The organism is Lutispora saccharofermentans, assembly GCF_024363565.1.
GTDB lineage: Bacteria > Bacillota > Clostridia > Lutisporales > Lutisporaceae > Lutispora > Lutispora saccharofermentans.
On sequence record NZ_JAJEKE010000002.1, the window covers coordinates 53,196 to 72,819 of the forward strand.

At 41.6% G+C, this 19,624-nt stretch carries 13 protein-coding genes; all 13 read left to right on the forward strand.

The genetic code is table 11. From position 1 onward, the window contains the following. Nucleotides 1–41 precede the first annotated feature (41 nt). The 13 genes from LJD61_RS03245 (at nucleotide 42) to LJD61_RS03305 (ending at nucleotide 19,354) form a co-directional block, all read left to right on the forward strand. Nucleotides 42–2,717 (forward strand): sigma 54-interacting transcriptional regulator, encoded by a 2,676-nt coding sequence (locus LJD61_RS03245; RefSeq protein ID WP_408614819.1) that lies wholly within the window; start codon nucleotides 42–44, stop codon nucleotides 2,715–2,717. A gap of 186 nt (nucleotides 2,718–2,903) precedes the next feature. Beyond that, the gene (locus LJD61_RS03250; protein ID WP_255226418.1) at nucleotides 2,904–3,215 is read left to right on the forward strand and encodes a PTS sugar transporter subunit IIB; all 312 of its coding nucleotides are present in this window, start codon (nucleotides 2,904–2,906) and stop codon (nucleotides 3,213–3,215) included. A 32-nt stretch (nucleotides 3,216–3,247) separates the two neighbouring features. Continuing rightward, on the forward strand, nucleotides 3,248–4,561 hold the full coding sequence (locus tag LJD61_RS03255; RefSeq protein WP_255226077.1) for a PTS sugar transporter subunit IIC: 1,314 nt from the start codon (nucleotides 3,248–3,250) through the stop codon (nucleotides 4,559–4,561). A 225-nt stretch (nucleotides 4,562–4,786) separates the two neighbouring features. Then, nucleotides 4,787–6,109, forward strand: a complete 1,323-nt coding sequence (locus LJD61_RS03260; protein WP_255226078.1) for a 6-phospho-beta-glucosidase — start codon at nucleotides 4,787–4,789, stop codon at nucleotides 6,107–6,109. A gap of 55 nt (nucleotides 6,110–6,164) precedes the next feature. Then, nucleotides 6,165–6,497 (forward strand): PTS lactose/cellobiose transporter subunit IIA, encoded by a 333-nt coding sequence (locus tag LJD61_RS03265; protein WP_333783052.1) that lies wholly within the window; start codon nucleotides 6,165–6,167, stop codon nucleotides 6,495–6,497. Next, nucleotides 6,490–7,572, forward strand: a complete 1,083-nt coding sequence (locus tag LJD61_RS03270; RefSeq protein WP_255226079.1) for a DUF871 domain-containing protein — start codon at nucleotides 6,490–6,492, stop codon at nucleotides 7,570–7,572. The genes LJD61_RS03265 and LJD61_RS03270 overlap by 8 nt, the downstream gene beginning before the upstream one ends. Before the next feature lie 405 nt (nucleotides 7,573–7,977). Beyond that, nucleotides 7,978–8,241: an HPr family phosphocarrier protein gene (locus LJD61_RS03275; protein WP_255226080.1), complete on the forward strand. Its 264-nt coding sequence runs from the start codon at nucleotides 7,978–7,980 to the stop codon at nucleotides 8,239–8,241. 11 nt (nucleotides 8,242–8,252) lie between these two features. Next, complete coding sequence (gene ptsP / locus LJD61_RS03280) at nucleotides 8,253–9,956, forward strand: phosphoenolpyruvate--protein phosphotransferase (RefSeq protein WP_255226081.1); 1,704 nt, start codon at nucleotides 8,253–8,255, stop codon at nucleotides 9,954–9,956. Between the two features lie 416 nt (nucleotides 9,957–10,372). Further along, nucleotides 10,373–10,513 (forward strand): hypothetical protein, encoded by a 141-nt coding sequence (locus tag LJD61_RS03285; RefSeq protein WP_255226082.1) that lies wholly within the window; start codon nucleotides 10,373–10,375, stop codon nucleotides 10,511–10,513. Between the two features lies 1 nt (nucleotide 10,514). Then, complete coding sequence (locus LJD61_RS03290; RefSeq protein WP_255226083.1) at nucleotides 10,515–11,453, forward strand: hypothetical protein; 939 nt, start codon at nucleotides 10,515–10,517, stop codon at nucleotides 11,451–11,453. Between the two features lie 413 nt (nucleotides 11,454–11,866). Then, nucleotides 11,867–13,684: a hypothetical protein gene (locus LJD61_RS03295; protein ID WP_255226084.1), complete on the forward strand. Its 1,818-nt coding sequence runs from the start codon at nucleotides 11,867–11,869 to the stop codon at nucleotides 13,682–13,684. 70 nt (nucleotides 13,685–13,754) lie between these two features. Continuing rightward, nucleotides 13,755–15,743: a vWA domain-containing protein gene (locus LJD61_RS03300; RefSeq protein ID WP_255226085.1), complete on the forward strand. Its 1,989-nt coding sequence runs from the start codon at nucleotides 13,755–13,757 to the stop codon at nucleotides 15,741–15,743. Nucleotides 15,744–15,970: 227 nt separating this feature from the next. Beyond that, nucleotides 15,971–19,354 (forward strand): tubulin-like doman-containing protein, encoded by a 3,384-nt coding sequence (locus tag LJD61_RS03305; protein WP_255226086.1) that lies wholly within the window; start codon nucleotides 15,971–15,973, stop codon nucleotides 19,352–19,354. Nucleotides 19,355–19,624: the final 270 nt, after the last annotated feature.

Consider the following 19,624-nt stretch of genomic DNA (forward strand, 5'->3'; position numbering starts at 1 on the left):
GGGATTAGATGAGCAAGATCGACGATATTTACAGGTCTGTCATGAAATTGCAGGAAGAAAAGCCTTCGGGAGTATCAGCCAAGGATGTTGCCGAGCTTATCGGCTTGGATAGGTCAAATGTAAGCAGGTATCTGAATATCATGTACAAGGAAAGAAAGCTGATAAAGGCAGAAGGAAGGCCGGTCCTGTATAAAGCCATGACATCTGCTCCTCCTACTGCTTCCAAAAGAAAGGGTAAGGAAGCTTATTTCAACAGCCTGGATAAGCTGGCAGGATCGAAGCAGAGCTTGAGCCTTCCTATTGAAAAGGCCAAGGCTGCTATAATATACCCTCCCAAAGGGCTTCATACATTGCTTTTAGGAGAAACAGGAGTAGGCAAATCCTTGTTTGCTGAGCAAATGTATGAATACGCCAAGGAGACCGGAGTGCTGGGTTCCGATGCACCTTTTATAAGGTTCAATTGCGCTGATTATGCGGATAATCCCAATTTGCTGACGGCTCATATATTTGGAGTTAAAAAAGGTACGTACACAGGAGCGGATAAGGATAAAGACGGCTTATTGAAACAAGCCGATAAAGGAATATTATTTTTAGACGAGGTGCATAGATTGCCCCCTCAAGGCCAGGAAATGCTTTTCACCTATATTGACAAGGGCTGTTACAGGCCTTTGGGGGAGACGGATAAGCTTTACTATGCAGAGGTGCGGATAATAGCTGCAACTACAGAAAATCCGTCATCCTATTTGCTCCAAACCTTTTCCAGAAGGATACCCATGGTAATATTGCTGCCGAATCTGTCCGAAAGGTCCCTATCTGAAAGATACTCGCTCATAGATGCATTCATAAAAGAGGAATCCCGCAGAGTCGGAAAGAGCATATACATAAATAAAAACGTCATAATATCCTTGCTTCTATATGATTGCCCCAATAATATAGGCCAGCTGAAAAGCGATATACAGCTGTCCTGCGCCAAGGCATTTTTGAATTACAAGGCTGCCGGGAGCAGCTATCTGATAATCAATCAATGCGATCTGCCCAATCATGTGAGAATGGGAATGATGAACATCAAGGAGCATAGAAAAGAAATCGACGAGCTGCTGAGCTCAGCCCAGGATGTTCTGAAATTCAGCGAGGAGGATGAGCCGCCTTTGCAATTGACACATGAAAATGAAGGCATTGGAGAGGATTTCTACAGCATTATAGAGCAAAAGATCGATTCTCTCAAAACAATAGGCATGGAAGATACGGATATAAATGAAATATTAAACCTGGATATCAAATCCCATTTTCAAAAATACATAGGGGAGATCAGTCAAAGGTTCATAAAGGACGAGATAACAAATGTCGTCGACGGAAATGTTTTAAAGGCCGTTGAGGAAATCCTAGCCCTTGCAAAAGCAAACTTAGACAGGGAGTATGATGAAAAGATATATTTTGGGCTGTCGTTTCATCTGGAAAGAAGCATTGAAAGGATCAGAAGAGGGGAGAAGATATACAATCCCAAATTGAACTTTATCAGGATCAACTACGAGGAAGAATTCCTCTTTGCCATGAAAATGGCAAAATTGATAGACCGCAGATTTAATATAGAGATTCCGGTTGATGAAATAGGTTATATCACCATGTTTTTTACCGCAGATCCGCTAAAGATTGCCAAGGAAGAGATGCCCAAGGTAAAGGTTGTTGTGGCCATGCATGGGAGAAGTACGGCAAGCTCAATGGCAGAAGTAGTAAATAATTTGATCGGTGCGGAATATGTAGTGCCTATAGACTCGCCGCTGACCATGAAGCCGGAGAGCATATATAAAATTGCCAGAGACAAGATATTGGAACTTGAGCAAGGGGAGGGTGTCATTCTCATGGTAGATATGGGTTCCCTCACAAATTTCGGCCTTATGATCGCGGAGGAGACCGGAATCAATGTTCAGACAGTGGATATGGTGAGCACCCTTATGGTCCTGGATGTAGCCAGAAAGGCAATGATGGGATATGCAATAGACGAGATAATGGACTCATTGTCCGGCAGGAGCTGCGATATCAGCACTAAAGAAGAAAAGCCGGATAAGAAGAATATCATCCTTACCGTCTGCTTTACAGGGGACGGGTCCGCTAAAAGGATATCGGACATGATCAATAAAAAGATCGGAAATAGGAATGTAAAAGCAATGCCGATCAGTATAATAGATAAAAAATCTCTCCGGGAACGGGTTGCAGAAATGGAGAAAGGCCATAATATCTGGGCTATAGTGGGCACCGTAGAAATAAAAATGCGGGGGATCCCTTTCATATCAGCCATAGATATATTAACTCCCGAGGGTGATAAGAGGCTAAGGGATATAATCGATGAAGGAGAGCTGTATTATAAGATGGGAGATTCGCTGGACGAACATATGATACATATAAGCGGTGAGAAGATAATAAAGGATGCTAAAAATTTCATCATGGAAGCAGAAGAGAGATTAGAGACAAAGATTTCCAAAGATGTAAAGGTAGGTATGACCATGCATATATGCTTCCTTTTGGACAATATGCTGTCGGGTGCAATTACTAAACCCTTTGACGGATTATCGCATTTTAAAGACAGGCATTCCTCAGATATGGATATAGTAAAGCAATCATTAAAAGATATTGAGAGGGATTATAGGGTAAGCATAGGTGACGATGAAATTGCTTATATAGTGAAATTATTTAAAGAAAACGGAAATACAGTGCAATAGTGTGCGAAAGAACGCACACTATTTTGTTTTAATGCACAGATAGACAGCACAGATACCTGCTTGAAATATAGCAGAATCGGCTTAGTTGCTATGCTTAGATGCATAAGGGAAAAATATATGATTGGCATGATAGTTGCTTTTATTATAAACAAAGGTTCTTACTATATAAGTGGGGGAGGGATTGTTATATACAATATTTTGCTGGTATGCTCAGCGGGCATGTCTACCAGCCTGCTGGTGACAAAAATGAAAAGAGCGGCTGAGGAGCAGGGGATAGAAGCTGAGATAAAGGCTGTTGCAGAAGCAGACCTGAAGAACAATTCAGAGGGCATTGACGTACTTTTGCTGGGACCTCAGGTAAGATATATGCTTCCGAAGATGAGAGCTATGATGGGGCCTATGGGAATACCCGTAGATGTGATCCCGAGTTCGGATTATGGGCTGATGAATGGAGAGAAGGTTCTCATGCAAGCAGTATCTGTCATCAAAGGCAAGTAATATCCATTGTTTATTTTGAAGGGGGTATAAAAATGAGCTTCAATAGTTGGATGGAGAAAAAGTTCGTGCCGGTAGCGGGAAAGATCGGCTCTCAAAGGCATTTAGCAGCTATAAGGGATGGTTTTATCGGTATCATGCCTATTGTTTTAGCAGGATCCTTTGCAGTTTTGCTGAACAACACCTTAGGCGCCTGGATCAAACCTCTTGGCAGCATTTTGGGACCCATAAACGGAAATGTATGGTGGGGAACCTTTGCGATGATAGCCTTGCTCGCGACTTTTTCCATCGGCTACAATTTAGCTAAAGGCTATGGCGAAGACGGTTTGGCAGCAGGGGTTATTTCCATAGCATCCTTCATAGTTACTCTTCCTCAGGCTCACGGAGAGGCCGGATGGGGTTATCTGTTCTGGGGGTACCTGGATGCCAGAGGATTGTTTACCGGTATCATAGTAGCATTGATTGCTACGGAGATTTTCGTAAAGCTTACGAAGAAAGGCTTGGTAATAAAAATGCCGGACAATGTGCCGCCTGCCGTAGGCAAAGCATTTGCTTCGGTAATTCCCGGATTTGTCGCCATCTTCATCTTTGGTGCCTTGACCTATATAATCAGTGCATTAGGTCTGGGAAGCTTATACGACATCATACTAAATGTTATTCAAAAGCCTCTCATGGGGCTTGGTCAAGGTATGGCATCGGTAATTTTGATCCCGATACTGATAAATCTCCTTTGGTTCTTTGGGTTACATGGAGCCAATATTTTTGAGCCCATCATGCAGAGCATTTATTTGCCTGCTCTGACTGAGAATTATGAGGCGGTGATGAATGGATTGCCGGCTCCGCATCTTATCACAAAAGCTTTTTATGACTCATATATACATCTGGGCGGATCAGGTGCGACTTTAGCACTTTTGCTGGCCATATTTATTGTAGCTAAGAAGAAGCAAGACTATAAAGCGGTTGCAAAGCTATCCTTGGCACCGGGAATATTCCAGATAAATGAATCTGTCATGTATGGCCTTCCTATAGTGTTGAATCCTGTGCTTTTTATCCCATTCCTGATAGTTCCGGGCGTGCTTTCATTTATTGCCTACCTGGCTACGGCATTGGGGATTGTTCCTCCCACTTATGTAGCGGCACCATGGATTTCTCCCGTGGGCATAGGAGCATTCTTGGCAACAGGAGCTAAGGGAATAGGCAGCGTAATGGCGGCGCTGTTAGCATTGGTCAACTTTGCAGTGGCCACTCTGATATATCTGCCCTTCGTGAGGATAGCAGAGAAGCAGGCATCAGCAGGGGAGAAAGAAAAAATAGTGACGGCTAAAAAGGGAGAAAAATTGAATGCCTGATATATAGAAGGCCTTCAGAATTACTATGCGTTATCCGCACCACGATAAACGAAAACATATCTGGTCATTCTGAGAGCACAGCTCGAAGAATCTCAAATTAGATCCTTCGGGCGCAGCCCTCAGGATGACAAGAAAGCCGGTCTTTCATAACAATGACAGAAAATGCTTTAATTTACCGTGAAGCTGGCACAACAAATTAAATTAAATGAAAAGAGTGCAGCGAATATGGATAAAAAGCTTAAAATTGCAACCATAGGAGGAGGCTCTTCCTATACCCCGGAATTTATAGAAGGCATCATCAAGAGATATGATGAATTGCCGGTGGATGAGCTTTGGCTTGTCGATATAGATGAGGGGCTTAGAAAGCTTGAGATAATAGGAGCTTTATCCAGAAGAATGGTCAGCAAGGCAAATCTGCCCATAAAGATATTTACAACGACTGACAGGAGAGAAGCATTAAAGGACGCTGACTTTGTGACCACCCAATTAAGGGTGGGAGGATTGAATGCAAGGGCCAAAGATGAGAGTATCCCCTTGTCTCATGGCTTTATCGGGCAGGAGACAAATGGAGCGGGAGGTTTGTTTAAGGGATTGAGGACAATACCTGTCATACTCGGGATAGCCGAAGAAATGGCAGAGCTATGTCCGGAAGCCTGGCTGATCAATTTTACAAACCCTGTAGGCATGGTGACGGAGGCCCTGGCAAGGTATTCCAAACATAGAAGGTTTGTGGGGCTTTGCAATGTTCCCATAGGAATAGAGCGGGGTATAGCAGACATGCTGAACATAGATCATGATAGGATAAGAATAGATTTTGCAGGGCTGAACCATTTAGTATATGGCTTCAATGTATTCATTGACAACGAGAATAAGACAAAAGAGGTATTTGAGAAGTATATGGAAGGTTCTATTTCCGTCAATATGAAAAATATAGAGCCGATGGCATGGGATAAAGAATTCTTGCGAGCTTTAAATCTTATTCCCTGCCCTTATCACAAATATTATTATAAGACGGTCGAAATGCTGAAGAATGAACTGGAGCAATTCCAAAAAGGGATAACGAGAGCCACAGAAGTTATGAAAACAGAAAGAGAGTTATTTAAGATATATGAAGATCCAGGAGTGGATACAAAGCCTGTTGAATTGGAAAAGAGAGGGGGAGCCTATTACTCTGACGCGGCATGCAATCTAATATCTTCTATACACAATGACAAAGGCGATCTGCAGGTAGTCGATACCATAAATAACGGAGCAATAAAAGACTTTGCAGATGAATATACCCTGGAGATGACGTGCCGGATCACAAGATCAGGTCTCAAACCCTATAAATTTATAGATGAGTTTCCCATGACCGTCAAAGGCTTGATACATGAAATCAAAGCCTTTGAAATACTCGGAGCTGAAGCTGCGGCGGAAGGCAATATAAGCAAGGCAGTGCTGGCAATGATCCTGAATCCGTTAATAGCTGATGATTCAGCCGGCAAAAGGCTCTTTTATGATATGCTGGAAGCAAATCGACAATATTTGCCGAGGTTCAAAGGAATTTGAAGAATAAACTATGCCCTTACCACTAAAGTATAAATCAATACAAGGAGAGATAGATATGGAGCTGGAATTAATAATAATGAACATAATCAACTTCAGCGGCGAATCAAGAAGCCTTTGCATGGAAGCTATCAGTTATGCCAAGAATGGGCATTTTGAGAAGGCAGGAAGAGCTCTCGAAGAGGCAGGAGAGAAGCTATCAGAGGCTCATCAGAGCCAAACCCGCCTTATACAGGAAGAGGCAGAAGGAAAAGGGGAGCACGTATCCCTTTTGCTGGTTCATGCTCAAGATCATCTGATGAATGCCATAACTATGCGCGATATAGCAAATGAATTTATAGAATTATATCGATCAATAAGGAAAATAGAAGGAGCAGGAAGCCATGAATAAGCTTGGAGTTTCTATTTATCCGGACAAATCTTCCCAGGAGGCAAATAAAAGTTATTTAAGCCTGGCATCAAAATATGGCTTCAGGAGAGTATTTATAAATTTCCTGACTGTGGAAGGCAAAGATTCCTTGGAGGGATTCAAGGATATAGTCCGCTATGCGGGAGCATTGGGCATGGAGGTCATAGCGGATGTATCTCCTTCGGTTTTCAGAGATTTAAAGGCAGATTACAGGGATCTTACTATATTTCATGAAATAGGCCTGGCGGGAATAAGGCTCGACATTGGATTCAGCGGCATCGAGGAGAGCATCATGTCTTTTAATCCCTATGGGATAAAAGTAGAGTTGAACATCAGCAGCGGCACCAGATATTTAGACAATGTGATGAGCTTTTTGCCTAATAAGGATAATATCATAGCATGCCATAATTTTTATCCTCACAGATATACGGGCATATCCCGGGAGCACTTCGTGGAGACTACGGAAGGCTTCAAAGAATACGGGATCAGGACTGCAGCCTTTGTATCTTCTAATCATGCAAGCTTCGGGCCATGGGGCGTCAACGAAGGGCTTCCTACCTTAGAAGAGCATAGGGGGTTGCCTATAGCGGTGCAAGCTAAGGATCTGCTGAATACGGGATTGATAGATGATATAATAATAGCCAACTGCTACGCATCGGAAGATGAGCTCAGCGCATTGGGCTCCATGAATAAAGAGGTTTTGGAGCTTAGCGTTGAGGCATATGTCGATCTTCCTCAGGTTGAGAGAGATATTTTGTTTGAGGAGCTTCATATCAACAGGGGCGATGTTTCCGAATACATGATAAGATCAACTCAAAGCAGAGTGAAATACAAGAACTATGAATTCAAGCTGATGAATCCCATAGATATGGAAAAAGGCCATATTGTTATAGAATCCAGTCTCTATGGCCATTATGCCGGGGAATTGCATCTGGTATTGAAGCCCATGAAGAACAGCGGCAGGTCGTCGGTAGTGGGAAAGATCGTTGATGAGGAAATATTTTTGCTGGAGCACATCAAGCCCTGGCAGAAGTTTAAGCTGAATATACCGCGTTAAAGAGATTGATTATACAGCAATAATGTTATTATGACTGATAAAAGAGTGCAGCACTGAACTAACTCGCCCTAAGACCCACACCGCTATAGGCGGCGTGTGTCTAAGGGCGGCTAAGTCCAGCATGGACTCGACTAACATTCAGTGGAGTTGAAACCCCACTGAATGAAGTCTTGTTCAATGTGAAGGGACTTAGAGTTTGTTAGCGAAGTATAGGATAAGTTGCGTCAACTGTTTGAGCCAAAGCGAGTTTTGACGCAACCCTATACAAGCTTACAAAGTCTTAGTCTCGAAGCATAAGGTGAATTGCTCCGGAGGAGCAAGAGAGGATGCCCTGGGGCATTTGCAATCGTTATCAGTCATAATAACAGCTATATATAAGTATATCATCATGCAGGAGAGGATGTCATGTTTAGAAAAGAAGCAACATTATCAAATGAAACAGGCTTACACGCCCGCCCCGCATCCATGCTTGTAAAGGAAGCAGTCAAATATGGCTGTGATATAAAGATAATTAAGGGTGAGAAACAATATAATGCAAAGAGCATAATGAGCATATTGAGCATGGGTGCTGTAAAAGGAGATGCCCTCATAATTCAAACAGAAGGCCCTGATGCCGAAAGGGCTGCCCTGGAGCTGGCAGATTTTATTGAAAACAAGATAAGGGATTAGGGGGTGACCTTGTGAGGGGCTTAGGGATTTCAGCCGGCATTGGGATCGGCAAGGCATTTATTTATAAAGAGCCTGAGTTAAATATATCAAAGGGGCATATATCAGATCTCGAGGCGGAGATTCAAAGGCTTGAAGAAGCTATCAGCAAGGCTGCCGGGCAGATAGATGACCTTTATGAGATGACCTTAAAAAAGACAGGGAAAAAGGAAGCGGATGTATTTGCCGCTCACAGAATGTTTCTGGAGGATCCGGAATACTTATCGTATATTAAAGAAAAGATCATTGGAGATAGGGTAAATAGCGAATGGGCCGTTCGTGAGGCAGCCGATTTTTATACATCTCTGTTTGAGGCGATGGAAGATGAGTATATGAGAGCCAGGGCCGCCGACATAGAAGATGTCTCAAACAGATTGCTCAGGATTCTATCGAAGGCTGAGCAAAAAGAATTGCTGCAAATAAATGAAAAAACTATTATTGTGGCTAAGGATCTGGCTCCATCTGATACTGCACAGATAAATAAAGATATGATAGCGGGAATAGTGACAGAAGCAGGAGGCCGGACCTCTCATACGGCAATAATGGCCAGGACCATGAATATCCCTTTGGTATGCGGATTGAAAAATATTACTGATATTGCGAAGCAAAATGATTTTATTATTATTAACGGCAATACAGGTGAAGTCATAATAAATCCTACTAAGGATGAAATCGCATTTCATGAAAAGGAAGCGGAGAGTATAAAAAGGCTGCAAGAGGAATTAAACAAGATGAAGGGGCAGGAGAGCATAAGCAAGGATGGATATAAGGTGGAGGTGTTGGGAAATATCGGCACCTGCCAAGATGTGGACATGGTGATGGAAAACGACGGTGAAGGAGTGGGACTCTACAGGACGGAGTTTCTATATATGCATAATGACAGGCTTCCCACGGAAGAAGAGCAGTTTGCGGCATATAAGATTGCTGCGGAAAAGCTGGGCAAGAAGCCTCTCATAATAAGAACCCTGGATGTAGGTGGAGATAAAGGTATCCCTTATTTGAACATCCCTGAAGAGATGAATCCCTTTTTAGGATATAGGGCCATCAGGTTCTGCCTTGATATGAAGGAAATTTTTGCGGTCCAGCTAAGGGCTATTCTCAGAGCAAGTGCCTATGGAAATGTCAAAATAATGTTCCCCATGATTTCCGGCATTGAGGAAGTCCGAAGAGCTAAGGCAATGGTAGAGGAAGTCAAAGCCGAGCTAAGGAAAGAAAACCTTGATTTTAATGAAGATATTGAAATAGGAATCATGGTGGAGATCCCATCTGTCGCGATACATTCAAGAGCCTTTGCGAAAGAAGTCGATTTTTTCAGCATAGGCACCAATGATTTGATCCAATATACTCTGGCGGTAGACAGGGGAAATCAGAAGGTCGGTCATCTGTACAATCAATTTCACCCTGCTGTACTATCCTTGATAAAAATGACCATAGATAATGGACATGCAGAAGGCATCAGGGTAGGCATGTGCGGTGAAGCCGCAGGCGATGAGAGAATGATCCCGCTGCTTTTAGCCATGGGATTGGATGAATTCAGCATGAACGCTTCACAGATCCTGAAAGCACGGCATGTGATCAAAAACACCTCAAAAGAAGCTGCAGAAGGCATCCTGAACGCTGTACTGGAACTGCCCACAGCCCCGGAAGTAGAAAGCTGCATAGATGAAAATATTCCATAGAGCGCATGACGCTCTATGAGCATTCCGATACAGTAAAATAGCATCCATGTATAGACTAAGTATGCTTATATAAAAATTGTCAATGACCCTTATGAGCTGAGCCTTAGAAAAGCCGTATGTGAGGCACGGACGCCGAGCAAGCTTTCCAGGTCACGGATGACCTTTGGAAAGCGTTAGGATTTTCTTAGGCTCAGTGAATTAGTGTCATCAATTTTTATATACTATACGTGACTATACATGGATGCTATTGCTTATGAAGCTTGTCATTGAGCTTACAGAGTGCATGACGCTCTATTTTTTTATCAAATTGTAAAAGTTTATGCAATATCCTTCTTGTATTTACGTCAATATTGTATAATGAATATTGGAGATATAAATTTGAATTGTATATTTTGTCAAGAATAAAGGTGATTAATGTGGCTTTTTATATTATTATGGCAGTAATCGGGGCTCTGGCAATTTACAGGATTATTTTCTATATCAGGATAAGCAAAGGTGTAGAAAATTCCAAGGAAATTGATGAAGAGCTTTTAAGGCTGCTCAATGAGGAGGAATAGCGTGATAGAAAGGAAGCTGGTCAAGCTTAAGGAATTTTCCCATACCCCATATTCCTATGAGAAATTGAGCTATTGCTTAAATTGCAATACCTATACCACATTATCCTATAAGCCCTGCATCAGCTGCGGCAAATCAAAATTTATCAGCCTTGTTAAGCAAACAGAGCTTATAACCAAGAAGCATTATACCATACATAATATTTTAATAATTATGGCTTTCTTTACGGCGATAGCTTTTTCAGCAAATTTTAATCAAATATTGCTGAGCGTTTTTGCTGCCTTTGCTGTATTGGCATTGCAGATATTTGTGCAAAGGCTTTACTATAAAAAGCATATTCAATATACTTTAGCTAGGATAGTCAGAGAAGACATCGGCAAGATGAAAGAAGATATGGAGCAGGATTTACAAAGCGCCATGAAGGATTTCGAGTCGGAAAACTTTAAGGAAGCCTATGAAAGCTTGAGGGAGATTGGCGCCATTATACAAAATGACTTTATAAGAGAATTAAAAATACAATGCCTTAAAAGATTTGAATTAAGAAAAGATATGGATCTGGAATTGGACACTCTTATTGTAGAGGATTATAATGAGGATTTAATCGGATATATTTTTGAAATCATTAAGCTTAACAATGATCTCATAACAAAAAAGGTCATGGATTATATTGTGAGATATGAAGAGCAGGTTTTGGACGAAAGAAACGGGCAGGCGATCATCATCAATACCTGTGAAGCCATGCTGAAGAGCAAGAGCTATATAGACATTTATAAGGATTTTATAGTCAAATACATCGGATATATGAGAAAAAACAGATTGATAAGATTATGCAGCCTGCTGGCGAGCAATAATAAGCCTGATTGGCAGGATTTATATGAGGAGACATTCAGGGTTATCAAGGAGAAATACAGAGGAGATGCGGACTTTGGAGCCTATCTTTGATTTTGCTGCAGAACTCATTTTTAGCAGCCTGTTATGTTGACTGATAACGATTGCTAAAGCTCCGAAGCTAAGACTTTGTAAGCTTGCATAGGGTTGCGTCAAAACTCGCATGTAGCGTTTATCATTGCTGTTAAGACTCAAGTAAGCTATATGGTTTTCTGATTTAACAGTATATAGGCTCAAACAGTTGACGCAACTGTTCCTATACTTCGCTAACAAACTCTAAGCTCCTTCACAATGCATTCTTTTATCAGTCAGCACAACAGAAACAGATTGAAACAAAGAAATTGCAGTAAAATCAAACCTATGGGAAATAAAAAATTCCTGCCGTGTTAATCCGTGAAGGGAATCCGTGAAAATCCGTGCTCCCCGTAACCCATACTCCAGAGCCCTACTAAGGAGGAACATATATCATGACAATGCTGAGCTATAACTATAAAAAATTAAAAAAGCAGAGATTTTTAATACTTGTTATTGGGATACTGCTCTTCGCATTGGCAGTTTTAAAGCTTGGCACCATATATTATAAAATAAGATATATGAATCAAGGGGAAAAGCTTTATAAGGAAAACAGCCTGGTTTTGTCGGAAGAGTACTTTCAAAAGTCCAATAATATAAAGTATTTTGATTATAAAGATGAGCTGATAAATGACAGATTGACCGAATTGGCTCATGTCACCGAAACGAAGGCAAAGCTTAAAGCCTTGAGCAAGAGGGCTTTGCCTGCTGGAGAGAAAAATGATATCAGCGAGCTGCTGGATATATATAATACTTATAATGCTGACAAAGCAAAGATTGAGAAACAAGGAGATGAGGCTGAACACAAAATATTTATTGAAGCAGCAGATTTTTATGAAGTGGAAGATAATATTAAGACGGCTTTTTTAGACTATAAAAACCGTTTGATCAAGGATATGAGAGGGAAAATAAGCAAAAATGATTTTAAGGACAAGAAGTTTAAAAGCGATTTATTGAGCATACCGGCAGAATATTATGGAGATGAAGAAAAGAAGCACAATGAGATAGAGGGTTATTATAAGGAATACGATCATGCCATGCTCGGTCATATGTTTAAAAACAGCCCCTATAGTAGTATTCTTGATGAGGCGGTCAAAATAATACAGGCAAATAAGCAGCATAAAATGGACAGCTCCTGGGTTGAAGAGGAGATGCTAAGCTACCTTAAGGGTGTTTTTGGCAAAGACAAGGCTTACGTGAGCTATCGGGCCTTTGCCGATCATGCAGCTTACTACGAAAGCAGCTTTCAGGCTGAATTCAACAAATCAAAGAGAGCGGAGATCAAGAGCTTGCTCAAACAATACACCGATAGTTTTCTAGAGGATGGCCGGGCTTATATCAACGGCAAAGAGTATGCCAAGGCTGTAGAGCTATATGAGGCTCTGGCCGGTTATGCGGATACCGGTCATTTGATAAAGGAAGCGCAGATAAAATGGATAGAAGAAGAGCCCCAAAAGATGCTCGTTGATAAATATGGAAACAAGATGTTTGATAATATGAGCGTCATAAAAGATAAATGGGATTCAGGAGTATCTGTTATAGCGAGCGATGTATCCGGCGGAATGAGTACCCTGATATTATGCATGCAAAAAAAAGATGCGAGCATAATCGATATGACCACAGAGGTATTCAATGATGGAACATCAATAAAAGGAATTGCTGTAAAGAGTGAATACAATGAAAGCCATCCTTTTATTTTGGCGGAAGGGACCAGCGACCTTCGCAATTCCAAATATGTGTTGTATCAAATAGCGGAAGACGGCTTCAAAGAAATATTCAGAGCGGAAGCTGATGATTTGGCCTTGCTGGCTGACGGCACCATAGAAGTCAGCAATCCTGTAGGCCAATTTGAAGGCCTGTTGAGCTATTATCAACCAGCCGACGGATATTACAGACTATCCTTTGTTGAGATAAAAGGCTACAAGGATTTGATGGCTCATATACAAAGCAAGCCTGAATATGGTTTTATAATGAACCTCAATATTGTAGATGTGATTGAAGGCACTGATAAGGCGCTATCAATAATAAATGAGAGTCTTGACGATTCACATGGAGACAGATATATCATACTGGAGCACTCCGGCGGCTTTAAAACAGGAAATGCAGTTGTTGCCGGCTATTATACCGGCGATGAACAACTTTATATAGATAGTGAATATCTTAAGATAATACCGAAGATAAAAGTCACGAAGATAGGAGACGGAAAACGATGAAAAAATTAGGAATGAGGAGTATTCTTTTCATTCCTCACTCCTCATTAAAAAAAGGAGGTAAATGAAATATATGCTTAAAATAAATAAAAGAACCAAATCCATAATTGTTGCTATCATAATACTGTTTCAAATTGCATCAATAACTAATGCCTATGCTCCGTCTGCGGGGCCATCCAAAATAGATGCGGTGCTTGTGCTGGATTCGAGCGGCTCCATGAAATTCAGCGATCCTAAGGGGATCAGCATAGAAGCTGTCAAAATGTTTATAGATATGTGCTCCATAGAAGGGGATAAGATCGGTATAATCGCCTATAATGACAGCATTATTGCAGAAAAGCAGCTGACGGAGATAAAGAGCTCCAAGGATAAGCAGAGCTTAAAGGACATGGCAGCAAGTATTCCCAGAAAATCAGATACGGATATAGGCTTAGCCTTGAGAAGGGCAGCGGAAATGCTTGATAAAAACAGGGACGATGCACACAAGCCCATGATCATCTTGCTTTCGGACGGCAGAACAGATCTGGGAAAGTCCAAAAGGACCCTGAGCCAGTCGGAAGCAGACAAAAAAGAAGCATTGAGGATAGCCCAATATAAAGGCTACCCAATATATACAATAGGACTGAATGTGGATGGCAGTGTGGACAAAGATGAGCTTAAATCATTATCCGAAAGCACAAAGGCAAAAGACTTCATAACGGATAGGGCAGAGGATCTTCCCCAGATACTGAGTGAAATATTTGCGGATCATTTGAAGTTGAAGATAGTATCGCCGGGCTATTTTACCGGTACAGGAAGCTTTGAGGATATCAAGATACCCATACCTGATTCCAATGTAGTAGAGGCAAATATATCCATGCTTTCCCAAAGCCCTGTAGAGCTTAAGCTTTATGATAATAATGGCAAGGAAAGGGATATAAACTCCGACGGCATATATTATGCTACCTCCAGCAAGTATTCCATGCTAAAGATACTGAATCCGGAAAAGGGAGAATGGCTGTTAAAGGTCAAGGGAATCTCCGGAGATAAGATAAAAATAAACCTGATCTTTAACTATGATATAGATATCATCATGGAGCTTGACCCCGGCAAGGATATGCATGCAGGAGACAGTGTAAATGTTTCCTGCCATATGTCGAGCGGCGGACAGCCTGTCAGCGATCCGGAGATATATAAGTCCTCTAAGGCCAAGCTGATAGTGACTAATATTGATAAGGCCTCAGATCAGGAGATAGATTTAAAGAATGAAGGGCTGAATTTCTCAGGAGCATATACCTTCTCCGAAGAGGGTAAATACGAATTAAAGGCCAGAATAGAAACAGAAAGCTTTTTTAAGGAAAGCGAAGCAGTCATTATAGATATTCAAAACAGGGCCCCAATAATATTAAAGGATCCGGGAAACCAGAAAGTATTTTTGAACAGGACAAAGGAAATAGACCTCAGTAAAATATTCAGTGACCCGGATAACGATGCAATGACCTATACTGTTGTAAATGAAAAACCTGATATTGCTCAAGCTTCGATAAACGGAAATTTTTTGAACATAACAGGAAAGGAAAAGGGCAAGACTCAATTTAGTATTACGGCAGATGACGGAAAGGGCGAGAATATAAGCCTGAGCTTTACACTGGAATCCGCAGCGCTGCTGCCCTATATACTATTGGGAGTAGGGGGATTTCTGGCCATTGCTTTTGCCATAATCGGCATTCCCATCATAAAAAGGGCAAATAAAATCCTGCCGGGCCAGGTAATGCTGGAGATCAAGGATGATAATACGGGGAAGTCGGCTCCCCCTCAATACAGGAGACTCGATAACTACAAGGGAAAGGTCAGTCTCCACCATTTATTGCAGCTGCTTCCGGAATATAAGGAAACGGAGAAGATCATATTTGAAGCAGGCAAAAATGATTCGCTGATTTTGAAAAATAGATCATCCTGCACGATACAAAAATCAGGGAGGATCATAGATGCGGGCAAGGGATATCAAATCAGAATAAACGACAGGATAATAATAAATTTGGAAAATACCTCAAAAAGCATCGCTTTGGAATATTATTTGTAACGATATTTATGAGGAGACGGAAACCACGGAAAGACACGGAAGCTCCACAAAAAAGCACTGAAGGCTTGATAATATTAAACTTATGTGAAATAAAAAATATTTCCGTGTTTTTTCGTGAAAAATTCAGTGACTTTCAGTGGTTCCACGCTCCCTAAGACCCGAAAGGAATACATTCACCCTGAGCTCTGAGTTCTGAGCTCTGAGTTCTATTCTAAGGAGGAGAATTTATGAAGGCTATAGTAAAGGAACATATAGAACAGCTTGATGTAAAGCTGGGCGGCGGAATTATAAGCGATAAAATAAGAGTGGACACCATCGATAATCCTATGTTGGTCATAGGGATAGGCGGAACCGGCATTGATGCATTGCTCAGATTAAAATACCAGATAAACAGAAGATTTAATCTGCCTGAGGATAGGCTGACCAAGAGAAAGAAAGAAAAGCCAGACAACATGGAATTCCTGGCTTTGGAAACAAATCAGCATGACAGAAATAAAAAGTACAAGGGAATAGGCTTAGACCCTATAAATGAGCTGATCTTGCTTTCCAATCCGGAGATAGGCAGCATACTTCAAAACAGAAGCATATTGGACCCCTGCATTGCAGAATGGCTGTCGCCGGAATTGAATGTTGAGGACGGTATAACGGGAGCCAACGGAATAAGGCAGGCAGGCAGATTGCTGCTGTTTACCAAGGCTATCCAAGTAGTAAAAGGGATTGAAAAGAAGATAAATGTGCTTTTAGAGGGCACAAGCCAAAAGCTTATGGTGTTTATCCTCACAGGGCTTTCAGGCGGTACGGGAAGCGGATGCTATCTGGATATTGCATATATGGTCAGGGGGCTTATGGAGAGAAGATTTGGAAGTGCGGGTGTAGACCGGGTCAATATATTGGGCTACCTCTTTACTCCTGATGTAAACCTGAGCAGCCCGAGCCTGAGCAGCCATACCCAGGATTATATCAAAAAGAACGGCTATGCCGCACTGAAGGAACTGGACTACTGGATGAATGTGGCTGAAAGAGGAGAACGCTTCAAGCAAAAGTACAGGGACGTGCTGACTGTTGATTCACCGCTGCCGCCTTTTAATCTATGCCATCTGATATCCGCCACCAATACGGACGGCAAGCTGTTGGAGAATGCCTATGATTATTGCATGAATGTAACGGCGGAGAACATCACCAACTTTATGGCCAATGAAGAAAAGCATTCCGGTGAAGAATTTGCTATACACGATTATATAAGCAATATAAATACTAATATCGCACAGATGACCCACCCCTATAGTGCGAACTATAAATACAATATCATCGGCGCATCATCTGCAGTGCTTCCTATAGAAGAGATAACCACCTATCTCGCCTACAGGCTGTTTAAGAAGATTGAAAAGATGTTTACTGCAGGGCCGAAGGAAAATGATGTGGATGATTTTATGGGGCAAAACAGGATGAACAAGGATTCCATAGAGAGAAGATTTGAGCAGAATGTGCCGGATATGCTCCCGGGCTACCGGCATAGTGAAAGATTTAGTTTCAATAATGTGATCAAGACCCAGTCCATCAATATAGATAATGAGCTGGAAGGCTGCCTGACCAGGATAAGGGAAGAGTATATCAAGGTGAGGAGACAGCTTCCCGGAGAAATATTGGAGGAATTCAATGCTCAGATCAGTAGGATGTTTTTAAATGCCGATCAGGGCCCCTTCTATGTGTCAAGGCTTATTAACAATAGCACGGGCTTTTGCGTTCTAAAGACCATACAATCCTATATCGAGTCTTTAAAGGAAAGCTTGAAGAGGCTTCCACAGTATAAGGATGAACTGAAATTCAGTGCCGATGACAAGCTCCTGGAAGCAAGGAAGGCCATTATCAATAAAGAAAAGAAAAAGAACGATTATATAGAAGCTAAGATCAATGAGTATATGACCAAGGCCGAGGAAGAAAGAACGAGATACATCATAGAGTTTTACGAAGATTTATTCAACCTCATAAATGATGCGAATAATAAGATATATAATGTATTTACCGAAATACTGAATGCCCTCAATCAAATATTCGAGAAAAACGGCAGCATACTGGTAAGCAGTGAAGAAGTAGAGCATAAAGGAGGCAAGACCTATTATTGGAATGTGGTAAATATTCCCGATGTGCTGAAGACCATTGATAAGACCTTTGCCAATGAGGATGAGGACGATCTGATCAGGAACTTTACCAGGGAGCTTTTAGACAGCTCGGACAAGTGGATCAAAGAGCAGGATATAGATATCGTGGGCAGCATAAGCGATTTTATGTCGGATAAATTCGGGGATTTAATAACAAAATCCATGGAGGACTTTTTAATAATAAAATATGGCGAAGGCGAACTGATAGAGAAATTGGTGGAAAAGAATATCGCCAAAAGATTGGACGATGACGCTATACCGGTTTTCAATCTCAGCAACAGCGACGGCAATCTTGACTTCCCGTCCTGGGGCTTTGTATCCGTACCCATAAAAGCTCCCGGCATATTAAAGGGTATAAAAAACTATCAGACCAATGCTTTGGGCAAATCCACCTTTACTATAAAGGAAAGCGAAGTAAAGAACAGGATATTCTGGCTTAATACAAAAAACGGCATACCCCTTTATGCATATACGCCGCTTAAGATATATGAAGAGGCCTATGAACGCACCATCCGGGAGAGAGAAGGCATCGGCAGGCATCTCTCCCAGACTAAAGATAATAACTGGGCCAATCTGCCCTCGCCTATTCCTGTCCAGTCCTGGGGAGACAGCTACAGCTCAAGAAGGATAAAGGAGTATAATGATGAAATAAGGGTAATGTTTGATAAGGCGTGCAAGCTTGGCTGCATCAGGGAGAAGGAAACAAACAGCGGCACCAACAACCGGTTTGAATGCATAATCACCAAGGCTTTTGATCTGGATAAATACCTCACGGCCTATAATTTAGTGCTGCCCAACGAGCAGCCTAATTTCTCCGAAATGAAAAGATGTCTGACGGATCTGAAAAATATAATGGCAGCAGGCATTGAAGAGGAAGGCAGGAGGGATATATTCAGCAGCTTTGACAAGGAAAGGGCTTTTGTAAACCTCACCCGTTCTCCGGAGCTCATAAAGCTATTGAGGATAGAATTGAAAAAATACGAGGGAATACAAGATAAGATAGAAAGCCTGAATTCCGTCTTTGAAGCAATGGAGAATAAGGATAAGGTATTGGAGCAGTTTATTGAGGTGATGTATACGGACACCATCTATAAAAAGGGAGCCCAATATGTGTTTGACAATGAAAAGGAAGAAGACGGCTGCGAATCGCTGATAAACTTGCTGAGGGTCAAGAAATATTTCGAATACGAAATCTTTAATAGATTTACCGGACTTGATGAGAAGAAAAAAGCGCTGATAATGAGAAGGGCCGAAAAAAGGAGTGACGAATTAAGCTCTTCTGAAGATATTTCCGGGCTTTTGGGCAAGGTAAATTCGCTGATGGAAATTTGCTCCGCCTGCAAAGAAGAACTGGAATTCACAAAGGACGAACTCATCAACGGGACAGAGATTTATGATTTTTATAAGAATATGCTGGCAAAATTGAATGAGCTGAGAAAAAATATAGAATGAGAGGAGACGGGGAACACGGAAAGTCACGGATTAGCACGGAGGGGAACGGAAACAAGGTTTGATAATGTTAAACTTATGTGAAATTGTTGAGTGAGACCTTGGAGGAATACCTAGCTATGAAAGCCCAGCTTCGTTGTCATCCTGAGGGCTCTGCCCGAAGGATCTAATTTAAGATTCTTCAGTCGCTTTGCCCTTCAGAATGACAGGAAATGTTTTCGTTTATCGTAGTGTGGGTACCACATGCAAATTCTGAGCGTAAGCGAAGAATCT

Coding starts and splice junctions, on each gene's coding strand:
- LJD61_RS03255 (WP_255226077.1), top strand. CDS start 3,248: ATGAGCTTCAATAGTTGGATGGAGAAAAAGTTCGTGCCGGTAGCGGGA.
- LJD61_RS03275 (WP_255226080.1), top strand. CDS start 7,978: ATGTTTAGAAAAGAAGCAACATTATCAAATGAAACAGGCTTACACGCC.
- LJD61_RS03300 (WP_255226085.1), top strand. CDS start 13,755: ATGCTTAAAATAAATAAAAGAACCAAATCCATAATTGTTGCTATCATA.
- LJD61_RS03265 (WP_333783052.1), top strand. CDS start 6,165: ATGGAGCTGGAATTAATAATAATGAACATAATCAACTTCAGCGGCGAA.
- LJD61_RS03270 (WP_255226079.1), top strand. CDS start 6,490: ATGAATAAGCTTGGAGTTTCTATTTATCCGGACAAATCTTCCCAGGAG.
- LJD61_RS03295 (WP_255226084.1), top strand. CDS start 11,867: ATGACAATGCTGAGCTATAACTATAAAAAATTAAAAAAGCAGAGATTT.
- LJD61_RS03305 (WP_255226086.1), top strand. CDS start 15,971: ATGAAGGCTATAGTAAAGGAACATATAGAACAGCTTGATGTAAAGCTG.
- LJD61_RS03260 (WP_255226078.1), top strand. CDS start 4,787: ATGGATAAAAAGCTTAAAATTGCAACCATAGGAGGAGGCTCTTCCTAT.
- LJD61_RS03245 (WP_408614819.1), top strand. CDS start 42: ATGAAATTGCAGGAAGAAAAGCCTTCGGGAGTATCAGCCAAGGATGTT.